Consider the following 18,092-nt stretch of genomic DNA (forward strand, 5'->3'; position numbering starts at 1 on the left):
TTTGCTAGTAATTTTTACGATTCTTGATGTTTACTTAATAAATTCCTAAGAAATGGCTTAAAAACGGCCTCTAACACGACCATCCCGCGAACTTTTGTTATAATGAAACACGAAGAACTCTAAAGGAGAATCGTATGACTCAATCACCTATTCAGCAGCAAACCATTCAATTGGTTGCCACACAAATTCCAAAAACTGAAAAACTAGAAGAAATGCTAACGCCATTTGCACTCGATGAGACGCTGATTCGTCATCTGACAAAGGAAGAAGACGGTCCATTCGTTCACTTCTGGACGCTTGAAGATATCGTGATTCTTGGGATGACCGATACGAAGGTGCCTTATCTCGAACAAGGGCTTGAAAGACTGCATGCTCATGGTTTTACGCCTGTTGTACGCCAAGCAGGTGGCCTTGCCGTTGTGAGTAACGAAGGTATCTTAAACATCAGCCTGCTTTTTAAAAATAAACAAATGCCGACGATTAACGAAGCCTACGAATGGATGCAACAACTCATCCAGTCGACTTTCCCAGAAGCGAAGGCCCTTGGTGGAATCGAAGCTTTTGAAGTGGCAGACTCCTACTGTCCAGGAGACTATGACTTAAGCATTCAAAAGCGTAAAATTGCCGGGATTGCACAACGCCGTTTGAAAGATGTTGTCTGTGTTTCGATTTACCTCAGCGTATACGGTGACCAAAACCGTCGTGGCCGTGTTGTTCGTGATTTCTATGACCACGCACTTCAAGGGGAAGAAACGAAATGGCATTTCCCAGAAGTCAACGCCGATAGCATGTGGAATATTAGTGACGCGCTTGGAATCGACCTCACGATTGAAGACGTTCAAGTCCGCGTATTGCAGGCTTTAACGAAACTTGGATGCACGCTGGAAGAGAACGAAACAGACTTTATTCACACTCCAGATTTCCAAAAAGCACTCGAGCGTTTTGTGAAACGACAATAATCCGTTAAAAAACGCGGTATAAAAGCATTCTAAACGGTTACCCCTCTTGCTTTTCTACCGAAAATAGCATAAACTGAAAGTGCTTATGAGTATTATTCACAATCTAACCGAAAGAAGGCGTCAAACGCATGACTGAAGCATTTAAACGTGAAAAAGTATTTCGTGACCCAGTACACGATTATATCCACGTGCAACATCCAATTATTCTTGAATTAATTAATAGTCGTGAAATGCAACGTCTCCGCAGAATCAAACAAACCGGAGCGTCTATGTATACTTTCCACACAGCGGAACATTCACGATTCTCTCACTCTCTTGGGGTATATGAAATCGCCCGTCGTATTTGCGACAACTTTGCGCGTAACTACGCAACACAAGAAGAAGGCGACGGACTATGGGACGACAGCAATCGCCTTGTCGTGCTCTGCGCTGCCCTCTTGCATGATATCGGGCACGGGCCATACTCTCATACTTTCGAGAAAATCTTTGATACAAACCATGAACAAATCACGATTGACATCATCTTATCTGAGGAAACAGAAGTGAACCAAATTTTACGTAAAGTCTCTTCTACTTTCCCGCAAGAAGTGGCCAGCGTGATTCAAAAAACTCATCCAAACCCTCAAGTAGTGCAATTGATTTCAAGCCAAATCGATGCGGACCGTATGGACTACTTGCTTCGTGACGCTTATTTCACAGGGGTGAACTACGGAACGTTCGACCTTACACGTATCCTTCGTGTGATTCGTCCGTATAAAGGCGGCATTGCATTTACGTATTCTGGAATGCACGCGGTGGAAGACTACATCGTGAGCCGTTATCAAATGTACATGCAAGTGTATTTCCACCCAGTTTCTCGTGGGATGGAAGTCGTGTTAAATCACTTATTAAAACGCGCGGCAGCTTGCTACAACTCAGAATCGAATCCATTAAGACACTCTGCAACGTTCTTGAAACCTTTCTTCGAAGGAACATGGACATTGGAAGACTACTTACGTCTCGATGATGGCGTGTTAAACACATACTTCTCTCACTGGTTACTAGAAGAAGATGCCATCTTGAGCGACTTGTCAGATCGTTTCATCAACCGTCGTCCGTTTAAATCAGTGCCATTTAACCGCACAAATGATGGCGCTCAAATCGAACGCATGAAACAAATCGTAGAAGAAGTTGGGTTCGATCCAGAATACTACACTGCCATTAACAACAGTTTCGACTTACCATACGATTTCTATCGTCCAGATTCGATTAAACCAAGAACGCAAATCGAGCTTGTAGAACGCAATGGTAATATGGTTGAGTTGTCTCAAGTAAGTTCGATTGTAGATGCAATTTCCGGAAAAGTACGTGGTGACGAACGCCTTTACTTCCCTCGCGAAATGGTCAGCGGCGAAATGCAAAACGGCCTCTTCATGGACGACTATGCAGAGTTTCAAAATATCGCTGCACAATTGGACGTATTTTCGAATCAAATGAAATAACAGGATGTGAGGAAAAGCGTTTAGAGGCGATGACGGTTCGCAGGTTAGCCGCAAGGGACTTGGTACAAGTCGTGCGGACTAACCTCGAAAGGCTTGAGCCTCTGCTTTTCCGAACTCAACTACACAGGATACGAGGGCGAACGCTCAGGACTGAATCACTGGACCGAAACGACAGAAGGAACGTGTAACGTTCTGCGTACGTTTTGGGAAGTGGACGTCAGTCCTGTGAGCCCGAGTTCAACTACACAGGATGTGAGCATCATCTACCAATTACTTTTTATAAATAAAAAACACAATATACCTTATAAGGTATATTGTGTTTTCCATATTTTACGGAGCTCTCCGAAAGATTTCCGTAATGGTTAATTAAGCATTGTATTTTTGCTCAGATTCTTATTTAAAAGACGTCCAATTATCCAGCTCAAAACACTACTTAACGCTATTCAACAATTTTCAAGGAGGAACTATGGCTATCAAATTAATCGCCATCGATATCGACGGCACACTTATCAATTCAAAACGCGAAATCACACCACGAGTAAAGGCTGCTTTAAACGCTGCAAGCGCACAAGGAGTCTATGTGGTTCTTTGTACAGGACGCCCATATCCTGGTGTAGAAGGATTGCTTCAAGAACTTGACTTAGTAAACGACCATGACTATGTCGTGACTTACAATGGAACTTTGGTACAACAAACGGGTTCGAAAAAAGCACTCGTGCGTTTCTCAATGACACATGATGATTTAGAGCGCGTGAACAACTACGCTACAAAATACAATGTGCACTATCACGCCATCGACGAAGAAGCGATTTACGTTCCAACAGAAACAGTCGGCAAATACTCGATTCATGAAAGTGAACTTGTAGGAATGCCAATCGTGCACCAATTATACAAAGACATTCCAACGGACAAAGAATTCGTCAAAATCATGTTTGTGGATGAACCTGAAGTGCTAGAAGAATTAATTCCAAATCTTTCTGACGACTTCAAGAGCCGTTACAACATCTTCCGTAGCGCAGGTTTCTACCTCGAAGTGATTCACCCTGAAGCGAGCAAAGGAAAAGCCGTGCATCATCTAGCCGATAAACTTGGCCTTACACGCGATGAAGTGATGTGTCTTGGCGACCACGAGAACGACCGTGACATGATTGAATACGCGGGTCTTGGCGTCGCGATGGGAAATGCGATTGATTCGATCAAAGAAATCGCCAACTTCGTGACAACAACCAACGATGAAGATGGCGTTGCTGTGGCCGTTGAAAAATTCGTACTAAAACAAGGAGAACTAGTCATGCTACATGAGATGACTCTTTTCCCAAAACCGTATGCTTCCATTGCGTCCGGTCAAAAAACGATTGAACTTCGTCTTTACGATGAGAAGCGTCAATCGATTCAAATTGGTAATCACATTCGATTTACCAATACCGAAGATGCTTCGCAAACGACACTGTGCGAAGTGGTTCAATTACATGTCTTTAAAGACTTTAGAGAACTGTATGAAAAACTCCCGCTACTACAATGTGGGTATACTTCAGAAGACGTGGAGAACGCACATCCCGATGACATGTTGACTTACTATTCGAAGGAAAAACAAGCACAATACGGTGTTGTTGGCATCGAACTCAAACGTATATAACAAAACGAGCCTCATTAGGCTCGTTTTTCTTTATCTTTCTCAGGAAATTTAACGTAGATTTCCTGAAAGAAGACTAATTTTTAGCTTTTCTTAATAAAATTAGGAACATTCTTTTGATTTTCAAGGTTTTATTTGCTGTTTTCCCGAATATTACAGGTTTAAAAAGTTGTAATTTCCGTACTTTTGTGTATACTATAATAGTGTCTTAAACAAAAAAAGGAGGACGAGGCAATGAAATTAAAAAGAAGTGAACGTTTAATCGATATGACACAACGTCTATTAGATAACCCACATACGTTAATCTCATTAACAACATTTACAGCGTTGTATCAGTCCGCAAAATCTTCTATAAGTGAGGATATTGCTATTATCAAGAAGACTTTTGAAAAGCAAGGTGTAGGGATTATTCGCACAGTGCCGGGTGCTGCAGGGGGCGTGATTTTTGTTCCGAAAATCAAACGCGAACAAGCATTGGCTGCTGCGGAAAAACTAAAAGAGCAAATGAACGATGCAAGTCGCTTGTTGCCAGGGGGATATATTTACCTTTCTGATTTACTTGCAAAACCAGATGTATTACATGATCTAGGGAAAATGATTGCATCTGCTTACGAAGATAAGAAAATTGATGCAGTTATGACTGTTGCAACAAAAGGGGTGCCAATCGCACAAACCGTTGCGAACTACTTAAACGTACCATTCGTCATCGTGCGCCGTGATTCAAAAATTACGGAAGGTTCTACAGTAAGTATTAACTACGTTTCAGGTTCTTCTTCTCGCGTTGAGAAAATGGAATTATCAAAACGTACATTAGCAAGCGGATCAAACGTATTAATCGTCGACGACTTCTTGAAAGCCGGCGGTACAATCAACGGTATGCGTAGCCTTATTCAAGAGTTTGATTCAACAACAGCAGGTGCGGTTGTGTTCTGTGAATCTGGGGTTTCAAACCACAACGTAACAGACTACTCTTCAATCATCAAGATTACAGAGATTGATACTGAAGCACAAACAATCAAAGCAGAACTAGGAAACTTCTTTGATACACATGAATTTTTATAAGATAAAATGAAATAAAGCGAAGAGCCAAATTGGTTCTTCGCTTTTTGTATGCATGAAAAATTATCATATATGATAATTTCGCTAAATGAAAAATAAGAATAGGGACCACAATGGCAATACCGCTAAGTAGGCAATGGTTGTCATTGTCACCACATTCGTCGCAAAATCAACATCTCCTTTAGCTTCTGCCGCTAAAATCGGCATAATCACCAGTGTTGGAATAGTGGATTGAATAATAAAGGTTTCTTTTAATAAGGTGTTATCCGCTCCTCCAGCAAGTAACACTAGTACCATTAATATTGGAAAAATAATAAAGCGGCCTGCTAGAGCAAGTACGGTGTCGCGGTCGATGCGCAACGTTCCAAGACCACTTTGCTGAAGGTTGATCCCGATATACATGAGCGACAATGGCGTCACTAAACTTCCTACTATATTAATGGAATTTTGTGCAAATGATGGAACTGGAATTCCAAGCGCCACAACTGCTAAAGCCACTAGAAACGCAATGAGCGGTGGTGAACAGAGACTCTTCCACTCGATTCCTTTATTTTTGGTTCCATCAGGACGGTCAATCGCTACGACATAAGTCCCTACGGTGAAAATCGACAATGTATTAATCACGTAGTAAACCAAAAAATACGGCATCGCTTCTTCTCCAAAAAGAGAGAGGTTCAGCGGCAATCCCATAAAGACGGTGTTCGCATTCACGAATGTATTGAGCATCACCCCGCGTCTTCCAACCGGAACTTTGAACAAAACTACAGCGCCCCATGCCACGATGTACCCTAGAATCACCGTAATCAACGAATATAGACTCGCTCCAAAGAAGCTCACGAGTTGTTCTTTTGTTATAAATTTTAATACTGAAACAAAGATGGACGCTGGCAAAGCAATCTTCAAAATCAAATCCGCAATGCTCTTACTGAATCCTTCTTGAAACCATCCCTTGGCCTGCAAGAGATAGCCGAGCGCGATGACCGCTAGAATCGTCACCATACTCGATAACGCCTGTATAATCACATGCTTATCCTCCAAAAATAGTTATTTTCTTACAGATTCTTTCGATCCAATAATGTGAAAGTTAAGTAATCTGTAACAATTGTCTGCAGTCTTTCGTTATATCCACAATCCCCAGAAGCGTAGTTAATCACCATTCCTTGTAAAAACAAATAGGTTCCTCGGACAATATTGAATAATTTTTCTTCACTAATTGAGTGAGGTAATACTGCTTCAATTAAAGATTTTAGTATGTTGAAACTCTTCATTCTTAACTGATTAATTGGTTTTGTGAATTCGGGTAAATCAACTTCTTCCCCTTCAACAATAAATAGAAGCTGATTAGAACTCGCATATTGAAATCCAAAGCGAATAAAATGATGGCAAACTCCTAATAATCTATCCTCTACACTCTCGTTCGATTGATAGATTTCTAAAGAAGTTTGATATAACTTTTCTAGCGGGGCACTGGCAACTTCAAACAGAATTTCATCCTTATTTTTGAAATAAAGATAAATGGTTGTATGAGAGCATCCTGCACGTTTGGCAATTTCTCGAATCCCAACCTCCTGAAAAGATTTTTCTGCAAAAAGACTACTTGCAGCTTCTAAGATTCTATCCCTTGTTAACTGTTCTGAAACCATTCACTTTTCTCCATTTCTTGAAATGCATTCTTCACTTCTCCACCATGAGCAACAGAAAGTATAGCTTGGCTATATTCTTTCAATACTGAATGAGCTGTTTCTAAAGCTTTCAGCATATCTGCTGTATATTCTTTCATTGGTGCATTCAACACTCCCACTCTGTTCGTCGTCAGAAGATCTCCTCCAATTAATAGATTATCCTCTGCATGATAATAACAGGTATGTCCCGGCGAATGCCCTGGTGAATGAATTGCTTTGAGCCCTGCTTGTTCTAACAACTCATTTGACTCGGGAGTTCCTAGTTCAATGAAATCCTGCTTTTTAAAAGTTATTGGCTCTAGCTTTTCTCGACCAGGATATGGTTTTTCTCCTGAGACAAAAGGGATTTCTCTGCTGTCGATAACAATAGGAAGATTTGGTAATAGTGTTTTTAATCTTGGAATTCCCCCAATATGGTCAGAATGCCCATGCGTTAAAATTACTCCAGAAACTCTTTCCTTATCATAAAAATTACGAACAACATACTCTGCCATTCGGGGTAATAATTTAGCTAAACCACTATCAATTAAGAAGTATTGGTTATTCTTTTCAACAACCCAAATACTAACAATGAATATCCCAATATCAAACTCGAATTTTTCAATATGTGGACTAATTCTCTTTCTCTTTGAAATTAAACGATATATCAATTGATTCATTTCAACACCTCAACTGTCAATACTAACCACTGGTTACCACGTAATATAAACCCTTTTTTCACTCAAGTCAAGAAATAAAAAAAGCCTACCAAATAAATGGTAAGCTTTGTTCATTATGCTTTTTTACGGAAGGCACTCACGATAAATGAGATAAATAAAATCACAAGGAACACACATGTAATCGCGGCTCCCGGAGGTGCTTCGTAAATATAGGAAGCGGAAAGTCCTGCAAAGAAACCAATCAGACTGATGATAATTCCGCCGATTATAACGCCATTAAACTTACTGCTCACTCGAAGTGCAATCGATGCTGGCAATACAATAACGGCTGACACTAGAAGTGACCCTGCGATTGGCATCATCACTGCAATCACAACCCCTGTGATAATCGTAAAGAGGTTTGTCATCAAGCGGACGGGTAATCCTGCTGTCATCGCTGTATCTTCATCAAACGACAATACATACAGTGGTTTACGGAAAATCACGTATAACGTAACGACGACAACTGCTAGTAGAATCATAATCCACATTTGCTCATTTGTAATCGTCACGATTGAACCGAATAAGAACTGGTCAACACTGAGTGTCGAGCGACCTTTTTGCATATTCATCAGGATAAGGGCAATCGCCATTCCTCCCGACATTAGAATTGCAACGGTAATCTCAGAATAGCCTCTAAAATATTTTCCAATCGCTTCGATGAAAACTGCTGCGATAATTACCACAATTAGCGTTGTGAGTGTTGGATTCATCCCCAAAAGAAATCCTAGCGCCACCCCAACAAGGGATACGTGCGATAAGGTGTCGGCCATCAGCGACTGTCTTCTAAGAATTAAGAACAATCCAAGAATCGGCGTGATAAAAGCCATCGCTATTCCTGAGATGAATGCTCTTTGCATGAAACCATAGAAAAACATCTCCATGGAGAATCCTCCTTTCGTTGCAGATGGATATGTTTATCCACGTATTGTTCAAGCGCTTCTTCCTCATGAGTGACCATTAAAATGGCTTTCCCGTGATGAGCGCAAGCGTGGTGTAATAGATGATAGAATCGTTCTCTAGAAGCCTTATCCATACCGGCAGTTGGTTCATCGAGGACGAATAAATCTGGGTCTGTCGCAAAAATTCGTGCTAAACAGATGCGTTGTTTTTGTCCTCCTGATAAATCTCCGATACGTTTATTGCGTTGCTCCCACATTCCTACGGATTTAAGAGAGCGTTCGATATGTTCATGATCTTCTGCATTTAATTTTTTGAACCAGCGCCCTTGTTGGTAACGACCTGACGCCACAAGTTCATACACATTTGATGGGAACCCTACATTAAAAGAAGAAATCTGTTGCGGAGCGTATCCAATCGATAACTTCTCGCCATTGCTATTTTTCTTTGCGATAGTGGCTTTCCCACTCTTTGGTGTTAAGAGTCCTAAAATATTTTTTACTAAAGTAGACTTAGCTGCTCCGTTTTCCCCAGTCAAAATCACAAACTGACCCGGTTCCACTGTAAAGCTAATATCTTCAAGTACTGTCTCTTGTTCATATGAGAAAGAAAGATGTTCTACTGAAATATAACTCATACCTTTCTCCTTTCTAAATCGTAGTGATTCTTTTTTATACAATGGATAGAATAGCATATTGAGTGCACTCCGTCAATGTTTCGGGCTTTGGAAGCATCATCTGGAAACAAGGCGGACTATCGATTGTAACGTTCATTTTACTACTTGTTTTATAGTTGAAATACCATCTCTAAGAATTATTAGGGAATTTTACCAATAATTCTTTTTTTATATTGCTTTTCGGATTTCAGAGTGATATCATTTAGATATCAAATAGACAAAGGAGTCTTTTTTATGAACGAAAAAATTTTAAAAACAAAATCTAACGGTTTTGCTGCGTTGTTTAGCATTTTACTTCTACTCATCCTTTCAGTTGTGGGCTTTATTTCCTCAATTGTGTTGATAACAAATGAAGGCCTACAAGTAGTTTGTATTATCCTCAGCATTCTAGTATTTATCAGCAGTCTTATCCTTTTTGGAGGACTAAAAGTTGTTAAACCTCAAGAAGCGATTGTTTTGACGCTCTTTGGTGAGTACACAGGAAGTATTAAAGAACCTGGCTTCTATTTTGTAAATCCATTTAGCGTGTCTGTAAACCCTGCTGCCAAAACAAAATTAGGCCAAAGCGGTGACGTCGACCGTCAAAGTACTCCTGTTACTATTAGCACTACAGGCGGCGTTGAAGCGAACTTGAATGCCTTAAAAAATCAAATTTCTCTAAAAATTATGACGTTAAACAACTCTCGTCAAAAGATTAACGATTGCCTAGGGAACCCTGTTGAAATCGGAATCGCTGTTACTTGGAGAGTGGTCGATACGGCTAAAGCAGTCTTCAACGTAGATAACTACAAAGAATACTTATCGCTTCAATGTGATAGCGCGCTTCGTAATATTGTGCGTATTTATCCATATGATGTGGCTCCAAACGTTGATACAACTGGGGATGGTATTGCCGATGAAGGTAGCTTACGTGGTTCAAGTGAAGTCGTTGCAAAACGTATTCGCGATGAAATCCAAGCACGTGTTGAAAATGCAGGTCTTGAAATCATCGAAGCACGTATCACTTACCTTGCTTACGCTCCAGAAATCGCTGCAGTAATGCTTCAACGTCAACAAGCTTCTGCAATTATTGACGCTAGAAAGATGATCGTAGACGGTGCTGTTGGAATGGTTGAAATGGCGCTAGAACGCTTAAATGAAGGAGAACTCGTAGAACTGGATGAAGAACGTAAAGCTGCGATGGTCTCTAACTTACTCGTTGTTCTTTGCGGCAATCATGATGCTCAACCAATCGTTAATACAGGAAGCTTGTACTAACGATGGCTGATTTAAAGAAAAAACAAATTCCATTACGACTGTCATCTAAATTATATGCTGCTATCGCATCATGGGCAGAAGATGATTTTAGATCAGTCAATGGACAAATCGAATATTTATTAACGGAATGTGTGAAACAACGTAAGAAAGATGGTAAATACGTCTCTGAAACCATTGACGAACCATTTGAAATCGACATTGAATAACAAAAAGGATGGACGAAATTCGTCTATCCTCTTTATTTTCTCTTCAAACTACCAGCAATCGTTGCTTTCCCGCAACCAAAAGAAAATTAAATTTAAGCACCATGATTACGCAGAATCATGAGGATTTTATAATAACAGTAACGTGTTTCGCAAAAAAGACGAATTAAAGGGAGTTCGGAATTCATTCCGTACTCCCTTTTTGAGTTTTTTAGGCGAGAGACTCTAGGCTCGAGCCGGTGCAACGTTACCGTTATTATAAACAAATCCGCAAGGATTCGAAGTAATCTTTTTGCACTTTATTGTTTAATTTTCTTTTGGCTATGCAGTGGTTTAGCGAAAATCATACGACCTGCTGCAGTTTGAAGGGCGCTCGTTACGACCACTTCAATCTCTTGATTCATATAATATTGTCCATCTTCCACGACAATCATCGTACCGTCATCCAAGTACGCAACCCCTTGTTGGCGCTCCGTTCCCGATTTAACCACTGTCGTCTTCAAGGTTTCCCCTGGAATCACAACTGGCTTGATGGCTTGCGCTAACGCATTAATATTAAAGACTGGCACATTTTGGAACTCGCTGACTTTATTTAAGTTAAAGTCGTTCGTGATAATAATGCCATCAATCGCCTTTGCCAAGCGAATTAACTTGCGGTCTACTTCATTAATATCGTCATAGTCTCCATCGTAAATTTCTACTTTAATATTCTCTTCTTTTTGAAGAGCGTTTAAAATATCTAATCCACGGCGCCCTCTCACACGCTTCAAGCTATCGGCGCTATCGGCGATATATTGTAATTCATTCAGTACAAATACTGGAATCACGAGGATCCCTTCGATAAAACCTGTTTTAGCGATATCGTAAATTCGTCCATCAATAATGACGCTTGTATCAAGCAGTTTGTATTTTCTGAAGTTATCTCCTGCTTTACGTTCAAGCACTGGAGAATCCTCCGTTTTCTTTCTTGTCCCCGTAAAAGCTTTTAAAATATCTTCACGACGCGTCGTTCCGACATAAAAGCCAAGGTACCCAAAGATAATACTTAAGGCGATTGGTAAAGCTTGCGTAATTGCTGGAATTTGTAAGTTTGTAAATGGCAATCCAACGAGCCATGCGACTAAGAGCCCAATCAGTGCACCAATCATTCCAAAGAGTAAATAGCTCACAGAAAGTTGGCTAACGAGTTTTTCAAGTCTACGAATACCCTTTAAAATCGGATCCGTCACGAATAGGGAAATAAAGAATAAAATAATAGCACCTAACAAAATATTCGTAACTTGCGATGTTAACCATTCATTCGCAATGTTGAATGCTTGCCATAGACTTGGAAAGTACGTTGCACCTAAAGACCCTCCAAGCAATACGAAAATCAGTTGCAATAACTTTCTTCCGTATGCTCGAAATTTTTTAGGTTGTTCCATAACCGTTCTCCTTTCTAATTTTCTTTTCCGAAGGCTTTGTAAATAGCTTCTTTGACAGAAGATACTCCAACGACTTCGATATTTTTTGGAAGTTCCCATCCATCTAAATTATTTTTTGGAATAAAGACACGCTTGAATCCGAGCTTTTCAGCTTCGCGAACACGGTCATAGACACGATTCACTTTACGAATTTCACCAGTCAAGCCGATTTCTCCGATAAAGCAATCACCCATCTGCGTTTCTTTTTCCTTGTAACTTGAAACAATACTCATCGCAATCGCTAAGTCGACTGCGGGTTCATTGAGTTTCAAACCACCTGTTGATTTAAAGTAAGCATCTTGGTTTTGTAATAGAAGTCCTGCACGTTTCTCAAGCACCGCCATCAAGAGCGCTACACGATTATAGTCCAGACCGCTTGTCGTACGGCGTGCATTTCCAAAGGCCGTTGGTGACAATAAACATTGCACCTCGGTTAAAATTGGCCTTGTTCCTTCAAGAGATACGACGATTGCCGAACCTGTTGCGCCAGCCAGACGTTCTTCTAAAAAGACTTCGGAAGGATTCGTTACTTCGTTCAGCCCTTCTTGATGCATTTCGAAAACGCCAATCTCGTTGGTGGATCCAAAACGGTTTTTCACGGAACGAAGCACGCGGAAGCTATGATGTTTATCCCCTTCGAAATAAAGAACAGTATCCACCATATGTTCCAACATACGTGGCCCTGCTAATGCTCCTTCTTTTGTCACGTGACCTACGATAAAGATGGCAATCTGATTGAGCTTTGCAAGTCGCATCAATGTAGCTGTCGCCTCACGAACATGAGACACACTTCCTGCAACCCCATTTGCTTGCGGATGTGTCATCGTTTGAATCGAGTCGATAATGACATAGTCTGGTTTCAATGCTTCCACTTGCGCAACGATATCTTCTAGGTTTGTTTCAGCGTAAATATAAAATCCGTCTGCTTGCATCCCGAGACGCTCCGCACGCATTTTAATTTGAGACGCACTTTCTTCTCCCGAGACATAGAGAACCGTTCCTTGTGTTTGTTGTAATTCACTAGACACTTGTAATAATAAGGTAGATTTTCCAATCCCAGGGTCCCCACCAATTAATACTAGAGAACCTGGAACCACGCCACCCCCGAGCACACGGTCGAGTTCGCTAATGGAGGTCTTCACACGATTCACGCGCTCATAAGAAACTTGATCTAATCGCATTGGTTTTGTCTTATGTGCTTCTTCTGAATGTTGCACTAAGGAAGGACGTTTAGCATTGCTCGTCGTTTCCTTGAACTCTTCCATCGTAGACCAGTTCCCGCAGTTTGGGCATTTCCCTAAATATTTTGGTGAATTATATCCACACTCTCTACATACAAAACTTGTGGCTGCTTTTGCCATTTTGGCTCCTTTCTAACGAACGCCAGAAGAACCAAAGCCGCCTGTACGTTCATTCATATCGTTTTCTTCATCCGCATCCGCTTTTAAGAACGGTAGGAAGATTCCTTGGCCGATACGATCGCCTTTTTTAATTTCTTTATCGAATAATCCGAAGTTTAATAATTGGAAGTAAATATGCCCTTCATTGTCAGGGTTGTTGTAGTAGTCGCTATCCACGATTCCCACACCGTTTGGTAAGACAAGGAAGTGTTTCAATGGGTTACTTGAGCGGTTCGCCAATTGTAAGTACTCATCTTCTTGCATATAAGACTTGATTCCCGTTGGAACAAGAACCGGTTTTAAGACTTTTTGCTCTTTCGCAAGTTCCGCTTCCACTGTTTCTTTATCCGTTGTATAAATCCATTGTTTTAATTGAGTGGCTGCAAATTTGAAAAGCATTTTCCAAATGCTTGGTAATACGATATCTTCGGCAGCTTCGAAGTCATACCCTGCTGAATGTTTTGTCGAACGTTTTGGAACTGTGATTCCTTTTCCTTCATAAGCAGATACGATTTCAAATCCACGTTTTCTTTCCATTTCATCACCTTTTTCATGTAAGTTTCTAACCCCTATCATAACATTGTTTGGCACGTGTTGCATCCTTCTCAATACTTTTTTACTTCTTTATTATAAGTTACGTCCAAATTTTAAAAATAAGGGATACTTTTTGGGCAAAGTGCACAATTTTTACAGTCGTTTTTGTGCAACCTTCCCCTATCTCTTTTCCTCAAAAAAACGTAAACTGTTACTGTAAAACAAATTATAGGGGGAAATCCTAATGGTAGAAATGCAATTAAATCATATTCACAAAAAATATGACAACGCGGAAAACTATTCCGTAACAGACTTTAACTTACACATCAAAGACCGCGAGTTCATCGTATTCGTAGGTCCTTCAGGATGCGGTAAATCAACAACTCTTCGTATGATCGCTGGTCTTGAAGATATTTCTGAAGGGGAATTAAAAATTGGCGACGTTGTAATGAACGACGTGGCTCCAAAAGATCGTGATATCGCGATGGTATTCCAAAACTATGCCCTATATCCTCACATGAGCGTATATGACAACATGGCATTCGGTTTGAAATTACGTAAATACGACAAAGCTGAAATTGACAAACGTGTTAAAAACGCAGCAGAAATCTTAGGCTTAGCTCAATACTTAGAACGTAAACCAGCAGCTTTATCTGGTGGTCAACGTCAACGTGTGGCTTTAGGACGTGCGATCGTTCGTGATGCGAAAGTATTCTTAATGGACGAACCTCTTTCTAACTTAGATGCTAAATTACGTGTTGCGATGCGTGCTGAAATTGCGAAATTACACCGTCGTTTAGAAACAACAACAATTTACGTAACTCACGACCAAACAGAAGCGATGACAATGGCTGACCGTATCGTAATCATGAAAGATGGTTTCGTACAACAAATCGGTTCACCACAAGAAGTGTACAACACTCCTAACAACGTATTCGTAGCTGGATTCATCGGATCACCAGCAATGAACTTCTTCAATGTAACATTGAAAGATGGCGTGATTTCAAATGGTAAAGGTTTATCATTACAATTACCTGAAGCAAAGAGAAAACTTCTTGAAGACAAAGGTTACAATGGAAAAGAATTAATCTTCGGTATCCGTCCAGAAGATATCGAAAGTTCTCAAATCGCTATCGATACTTACCCATCATCTTCAGTGAAAGCAGAAGTTGTCGTATCAGAATTACTTGGTGCAGAAACAATGCTTTACACTCGTGTTGACGATACTGAATTCGTATCTAAAGTGGATGCTCGTGACTTCCACAACCCAGGCGAAACAGTTGAATTAGCATTCGACTTAAACAAATCTCACTTCTTCGATAAAGAAACTGAGGAAGTTATTCGCTAAGAATAAACTATAGAAACTACAAAAGCTGACAGCTCGAATGAGCCGTCAGCTTTTTTCATTTATCTATTTATTCGTCTACTTCTTGAAGCTCACATTCAAAACGATATTCAAAGAACTTCTCGATAACGGCTTTGAGTTCATCATTACTTAGCTTTTTAATAATCGCATCGAAATCAATCGCTTCTAGTTCTTCCTCAGTCAGCTTTTGATAAGGTGGTAAATCAGAATACTTTCTTAACTCATCATAAACAATGAAATCCCCATCGATAAACGATTCGATAAGCCCACGTTTTTGAAGAAGGTAAAACAACGCTTGATAACTATCTCCAGTAAAACTATAGACTGTTTTATCCGAATAAATACCACAGCAGTGTGTTTGATTGAGATTTAATTTTACTTTTGTCATCCTAGTTTAGCCTCCATTACTCTATAAAAACCTATCTAAATAAGAAGCTACGGGACAAAACTTACCGTAACTTTGATATAGCCACAAAAAGATAAGGAGAAGAGGAGATTTGAACTCCCGCGCCGCTTTCACGACCTATCGCATTTCGAGTGCGACCCCTTCAGCCTCTTGGGTACTTCTCCATGGTTCTAGTATAGTACGGAGATATTCTTCAATCAATCACTTTTTCAAGAAAAAATTTCAAATTCAAAAATTGACATTCAATACTCGTTTTCATTATACTAAGCGTACATTAGAGGTGCGATTTATCGCAGGCTCTACAGATGATATTTTTCAGAGATGTTTTACCGGCTCTGCAAAGGACACCTAAATAGGTGTCCTTTCTTATTTTAAAATATCGCACTACCAACCCTAGTTGATAATCTCCATTATTAAGACATGAATATAAAGTCAAAAGGATCGTCAAAAAGCAGGAGTTACTTCTCCTGCTTTTGTAATTTTTCGGCATATTCAGTTAACGCGCATCCTGTTTTAATGGTTAAATTTTCTATCTTACGTTCGCCACTAACCAATCGACTTAAAACAGATAATGTAACGCCTGTATCTTTATTAATTCTATATTGAGTTGCATTATTTAACAGCCATTCTCTCAGTGTCTACTTTCATATTATCACCTACTTAAATATAAACCACATGATTACTCCTATGAAAATTAGCCATCCGATAAATGCTTTCCAGTCAAATTTATGTTTTGTTATTTTAAAGTTTACTTTCATTTTTACATACTCTATGATACAATTTTGGTAAAGGAGTGAGGCTATTCGCCCCACTCGATTTCCCACTCAATTGTGAAGATTACTAAGTTTAGTTTGAAGGTTAGTTTTGTTTTCTCCCTTTTGAGTGGCTTTTTCTTTACCATATTTCGTCTCATATTTTTCTCCTTTCATAATTGTTAAGGGCATCTCCTTTACAATTAATGTTATATCACTTTAGTGTAATATATCAACAGATTTTAAAAAATATTTTTGAAGAAAATGCAAAAAAAGCCTATCTAATGATTTAGATAGGCTTTATAAATTATTTAACTGTAATCAATCCTTCTGGCTCGACTGTGAAGTCTGGCTTCTCTGCCATAGTTCCGTCTTCGCTGTTATAGTACCATTCGTTATTGATTTTTTCCAACCAGTAGCCATTACACCATCGGCATCTAACCAATACCATGCTGAACCACACTCGTTTGAAGATAAATATATATCACAAAGAACGGAATGCGTACAATACGGATAAATGGAAGCCTAGAGCGATTGCTTAAGGAGTGGGAAGAATTATCCGGAAATGAAACGTATGTATTTCAGAACCGCAATAACTCGTTCTATTCATCCAATACAGCCGTTTACTGGTTAAATCAGATACTAGAAGGTACTAACTTCCCTAGAATCACTCCTCACGGTTTCAGACACACTCACGCGTCGTTATTAGCAGAAGCAGGAGCAGACTTAAAAGACATCCAGGATAGATTGATGTCGTTAGAAGGTCAAAAGGATAGTCAATCACTAAAAACGGAAAACAAAAAAACCACCGACTCGTAGCCGGTGGAAAAAAGGATTAGAAATATTTATTTGGGAGGATAAATATTCTCTTTGGGAATAATTAGAGTATAGAGGTACATTATGAAAATAGTATGAAAATACAATTTTCATTTTGCATTTTCTTTTCACTTTTTCTATGAGTATCTTTACTTATTTATGATAAGCGTGCCCTGCATTAATACGGAATGCGCGGTAAATTTGTTCGGTTAATACAAGTCTCATGAGTTGATGGGGTAAAGTAATACGCCCAAATGAGATTTTACGGTCGGCACGTTTTTTCACGGCCGGGCTTAACCCAAGAGATCCACCAATCACAAAGACCATTGAGCTCTTCCCGTGCAACGCAAAGCTATCCATTTCTTTAGCTAATTGTTCAGAACTCACTAAGTCCCCTTCGATTGCCATGGCCACGACAACGTCCCCATCTTTAATTTTAGCAAGGATGCGTTCTCCCTCTTTTTCGAGCACTTGTTCCATTTCTTTGTCGCTTAAATTTTCAGGCGCCTTTTCGTCTGGCACTTCTATTACTTGGAACTTACAGTAGCTGCCTAAGCGTTTCGCGTATTCATCGATTCCTTGTTTTAAATATTTTTCTTTCAGTTTTCCTACACTCACAATGGTAATATTCATTTGATCCCCTCATTTCACAAATTATCTTACCTTTTTTTGACAAAAATTGCTTGTTTTATCCCTTTTTCCACAGTTATCCACAAAGTTATCCACATGTACACATGTTCGCCCCTAAATTTTGGGCTTTTTTTATGAAAAACACTAGATATAGATTCAAAATTTTTATTTGTTATC

18 protein-coding genes, 1 tRNA gene and 2 pseudogenes are annotated in these 18,092 nt (G+C 39.7%); 9 read left to right on the plus strand and 12 right to left on the minus strand.

Translation table 11 applies throughout. The features are described from left to right. The first annotated feature begins 134 nt into the window (after nucleotides 1–134). The 5 genes and pseudogenes from O3798_RS02855 to purR all read left to right on the plus strand — a co-directional run bounded on the left by O3798_RS02855 (nucleotide 135) and on the right by purR (nucleotide 5,135). Nucleotides 135–959 carry a biotin/lipoate A/B protein ligase family protein gene (locus O3798_RS02855; protein ID WP_371463144.1) on the plus strand — a complete coding sequence of 275 codons (825 nt, stop codon included), beginning with the start codon at nucleotides 135–137 and terminating at the stop codon, nucleotides 957–959. 128 nt (nucleotides 960–1,087) lie between these two features. Further along, nucleotides 1,088–2,440: an HD domain-containing protein gene (locus tag O3798_RS02860; protein ID WP_371463146.1), complete on the plus strand. Its 1,353-nt coding sequence runs from the start codon at nucleotides 1,088–1,090 to the stop codon at nucleotides 2,438–2,440. 466 nt (nucleotides 2,441–2,906) lie between these two features. Further along, nucleotides 2,907–3,713, plus strand: a pseudogene (yidA, locus tag O3798_RS02865) (sugar-phosphatase); the annotation flags it as partial. A gap of 30 nt (nucleotides 3,714–3,743) precedes the next feature. Beyond that, nucleotides 3,744–4,076: an ASCH domain-containing protein gene (locus O3798_RS02870; protein WP_350338409.1), complete on the plus strand. Its 333-nt coding sequence runs from the start codon at nucleotides 3,744–3,746 to the stop codon at nucleotides 4,074–4,076. 231 nt (nucleotides 4,077–4,307) lie between these two features. Then, nucleotides 4,308–5,135, plus strand: a complete 828-nt coding sequence (gene purR / locus O3798_RS02875) for a pur operon repressor (protein ID WP_371463148.1) — start codon at nucleotides 4,308–4,310, stop codon at nucleotides 5,133–5,135. Nucleotides 5,136–5,216: 81 nt separating this feature from the next. Here purR and O3798_RS02880 read toward each other — a convergent pair whose 3' ends face one another. From O3798_RS02880 to O3798_RS02900, 5 genes are all read right to left on the minus strand, one after another. Next, on the minus strand, nucleotides 5,217–6,155 hold the full coding sequence (locus O3798_RS02880) for an AEC family transporter (RefSeq protein ID WP_371463150.1): 939 nt from the start codon (nucleotides 6,153–6,155) through the stop codon (nucleotides 5,217–5,219). A 29-nt stretch (nucleotides 6,156–6,184) separates the two neighbouring features. Then, nucleotides 6,185–6,775, minus strand: coding sequence for a TetR/AcrR family transcriptional regulator (locus tag O3798_RS02885; RefSeq protein ID WP_371446010.1), 591 nt, complete (start codon nucleotides 6,773–6,775; stop codon nucleotides 6,185–6,187). Further along, complete coding sequence (locus tag O3798_RS02890) at nucleotides 6,757–7,473, minus strand: MBL fold metallo-hydrolase (protein WP_371463152.1); 717 nt, start codon at nucleotides 7,471–7,473, stop codon at nucleotides 6,757–6,759. Before O3798_RS02890 ends, O3798_RS02885 begins: the two co-directional genes overlap by 19 nt. 113 nt (nucleotides 7,474–7,586) lie before the next feature. Next, a complete protein-coding gene (locus O3798_RS02895) occupies nucleotides 7,587–8,396 on the minus strand; it encodes a metal ABC transporter permease (protein ID WP_371463154.1) in 810 nt (269 codons plus the stop codon). Continuing rightward, nucleotides 8,345–9,049 carry a metal ABC transporter ATP-binding protein gene (locus O3798_RS02900; RefSeq protein ID WP_371463156.1) on the minus strand — a complete coding sequence of 235 codons (705 nt, stop codon included), beginning with the start codon at nucleotides 9,047–9,049 and terminating at the stop codon, nucleotides 8,345–8,347. Before O3798_RS02900 ends, O3798_RS02895 begins: the two co-directional genes overlap by 52 nt. 273 nt (nucleotides 9,050–9,322) lie before the next feature. On the opposite strand from O3798_RS02900, the gene O3798_RS02905 reads away from it, so the two are divergent. Continuing rightward, nucleotides 9,323–10,345, plus strand: a complete 1,023-nt coding sequence (locus O3798_RS02905) for an SPFH domain-containing protein (RefSeq protein ID WP_371463158.1) — start codon at nucleotides 9,323–9,325, stop codon at nucleotides 10,343–10,345. 2 nt (nucleotides 10,346–10,347) lie between these two features. Then, nucleotides 10,348–10,551: a hypothetical protein gene (locus tag O3798_RS02910; RefSeq protein ID WP_005608052.1), complete on the plus strand. Its 204-nt coding sequence runs from the start codon at nucleotides 10,348–10,350 to the stop codon at nucleotides 10,549–10,551. A 296-nt stretch (nucleotides 10,552–10,847) separates the two neighbouring features. Here the strand turns inward: O3798_RS02910 and O3798_RS02915 are convergent, their stop codons facing one another. The 3 genes from O3798_RS02915 to O3798_RS02925 are packed head-to-tail and all read right to left on the minus strand — an operon-like array spanning nucleotide 10,848 to nucleotide 13,948. Next, the gene (locus O3798_RS02915; RefSeq protein WP_371463163.1) at nucleotides 10,848–11,972 is read right to left on the minus strand and encodes a PIN/TRAM domain-containing protein; all 1,125 of its coding nucleotides are present in this window, start codon (nucleotides 11,970–11,972) and stop codon (nucleotides 10,848–10,850) included. A gap of 14 nt (nucleotides 11,973–11,986) precedes the next feature. After that, complete coding sequence (gene radA / locus O3798_RS02920) at nucleotides 11,987–13,372, minus strand: DNA repair protein RadA (RefSeq protein ID WP_371463165.1); 1,386 nt, start codon at nucleotides 13,370–13,372, stop codon at nucleotides 11,987–11,989. A 12-nt stretch (nucleotides 13,373–13,384) separates the two neighbouring features. Next, nucleotides 13,385–13,948 carry a dUTP diphosphatase gene (locus tag O3798_RS02925; RefSeq protein ID WP_371463167.1) on the minus strand — a complete coding sequence of 188 codons (564 nt, stop codon included), beginning with the start codon at nucleotides 13,946–13,948 and terminating at the stop codon, nucleotides 13,385–13,387. Between the two features lie 241 nt (nucleotides 13,949–14,189). On the opposite strand from O3798_RS02925, the gene O3798_RS02930 reads away from it, so the two are divergent. Next, complete coding sequence (locus O3798_RS02930) at nucleotides 14,190–15,293, plus strand: ABC transporter ATP-binding protein (RefSeq protein WP_371445997.1); 1,104 nt, start codon at nucleotides 14,190–14,192, stop codon at nucleotides 15,291–15,293. Between the two features lie 67 nt (nucleotides 15,294–15,360). Here O3798_RS02930 and O3798_RS02935 read toward each other — a convergent pair whose 3' ends face one another. From O3798_RS02935 to O3798_RS02945, 3 genes and pseudogenes are all read right to left on the minus strand, one after another. Then, on the minus strand, nucleotides 15,361–15,699 hold the full coding sequence (locus tag O3798_RS02935) for a hypothetical protein (RefSeq protein ID WP_371463169.1): 339 nt from the start codon (nucleotides 15,697–15,699) through the stop codon (nucleotides 15,361–15,363). Between the two features lie 94 nt (nucleotides 15,700–15,793). Beyond that, a tRNA-Ser gene (locus O3798_RS02940) sits at nucleotides 15,794–15,881 on the minus strand. 895 nt (nucleotides 15,882–16,776) lie between these two features. After that, nucleotides 16,777–16,919: pseudogene (locus O3798_RS02945) on the minus strand (N-acetylmuramoyl-L-alanine amidase); the annotation flags it as partial. Nucleotides 16,920–16,967: 48 nt separating this feature from the next. Between O3798_RS02945 and O3798_RS02950 the strand changes: the two are divergent. Beyond that, entirely contained in the window at nucleotides 16,968–17,288 is a 321-nt protein-coding gene (locus tag O3798_RS02950; RefSeq protein WP_371463171.1) for a tyrosine-type recombinase/integrase, read from the plus strand. A 150-nt stretch (nucleotides 17,289–17,438) separates the two neighbouring features. Here O3798_RS02950 and rlmH read toward each other — a convergent pair whose 3' ends face one another. Continuing rightward, nucleotides 17,439–17,918 (minus strand): 23S rRNA (pseudouridine(1915)-N(3))-methyltransferase RlmH, encoded by a 480-nt coding sequence (gene rlmH, locus O3798_RS02955; RefSeq protein WP_371463173.1) that lies wholly within the window; start codon nucleotides 17,916–17,918, stop codon nucleotides 17,439–17,441. Between the last annotated feature and the right edge of the window lie 174 nt (nucleotides 17,919–18,092).

The sequence above is a fragment of the Granulicatella sp. 20925_1_45 genome, from assembly GCF_041433555.1.
Taxonomy (GTDB): domain Bacteria; phylum Bacillota; class Bacilli; order Lactobacillales; family Aerococcaceae; genus Granulicatella.

Bases quoted from the DNA above. Each gene is read 5' to 3' on its own strand.
- O3798_RS02950 (WP_371463171.1), top strand. From the start codon at position 16,968: ATGCGTACAATACGGATAAATGGAAGCCTAGAGCGATTGCTTAAGGAG.
- O3798_RS02910 (WP_005608052.1), top strand. From the start codon at position 10,348: ATGGCTGATTTAAAGAAAAAACAAATTCCATTACGACTGTCATCTAAA.
- O3798_RS02890 (WP_371463152.1), bottom strand. From the start codon at position 7,473: ATGAATCAATTGATATATCGTTTAATTTCAAAGAGAAAGAGAATTAGT.
- O3798_RS02860 (WP_371463146.1), top strand. From the start codon at position 1,088: ATGACTGAAGCATTTAAACGTGAAAAAGTATTTCGTGACCCAGTACAC.
- radA (WP_371463165.1), bottom strand. From the start codon at position 13,372: ATGGCAAAAGCAGCCACAAGTTTTGTATGTAGAGAGTGTGGATATAAT.
- O3798_RS02930 (WP_371445997.1), top strand. From the start codon at position 14,190: ATGGTAGAAATGCAATTAAATCATATTCACAAAAAATATGACAACGCG.
- O3798_RS02885 (WP_371446010.1), bottom strand. From the start codon at position 6,775: ATGGTTTCAGAACAGTTAACAAGGGATAGAATCTTAGAAGCTGCAAGT.
- O3798_RS02895 (WP_371463154.1), bottom strand. From the start codon at position 8,396: ATGGAGATGTTTTTCTATGGTTTCATGCAAAGAGCATTCATCTCAGGA.
- purR (WP_371463148.1), top strand. From the start codon at position 4,308: ATGAAATTAAAAAGAAGTGAACGTTTAATCGATATGACACAACGTCTA.
- O3798_RS02900 (WP_371463156.1), bottom strand. From the start codon at position 9,049: ATGAGTTATATTTCAGTAGAACATCTTTCTTTCTCATATGAACAAGAG.
- O3798_RS02855 (WP_371463144.1), top strand. From the start codon at position 135: ATGACTCAATCACCTATTCAGCAGCAAACCATTCAATTGGTTGCCACA.
- O3798_RS02870 (WP_350338409.1), top strand. From the start codon at position 3,744: ATGACTCTTTTCCCAAAACCGTATGCTTCCATTGCGTCCGGTCAAAAA.
- rlmH (WP_371463173.1), bottom strand. From the start codon at position 17,918: ATGAATATTACCATTGTGAGTGTAGGAAAACTGAAAGAAAAATATTTA.
- O3798_RS02905 (WP_371463158.1), top strand. From the start codon at position 9,323: ATGAACGAAAAAATTTTAAAAACAAAATCTAACGGTTTTGCTGCGTTG.
- O3798_RS02935 (WP_371463169.1), bottom strand. From the start codon at position 15,699: ATGACAAAAGTAAAATTAAATCTCAATCAAACACACTGCTGTGGTATT.
- O3798_RS02925 (WP_371463167.1), bottom strand. From the start codon at position 13,948: ATGGAAAGAAAACGTGGATTTGAAATCGTATCTGCTTATGAAGGAAAA.
- O3798_RS02915 (WP_371463163.1), bottom strand. From the start codon at position 11,972: ATGGAACAACCTAAAAAATTTCGAGCATACGGAAGAAAGTTATTGCAA.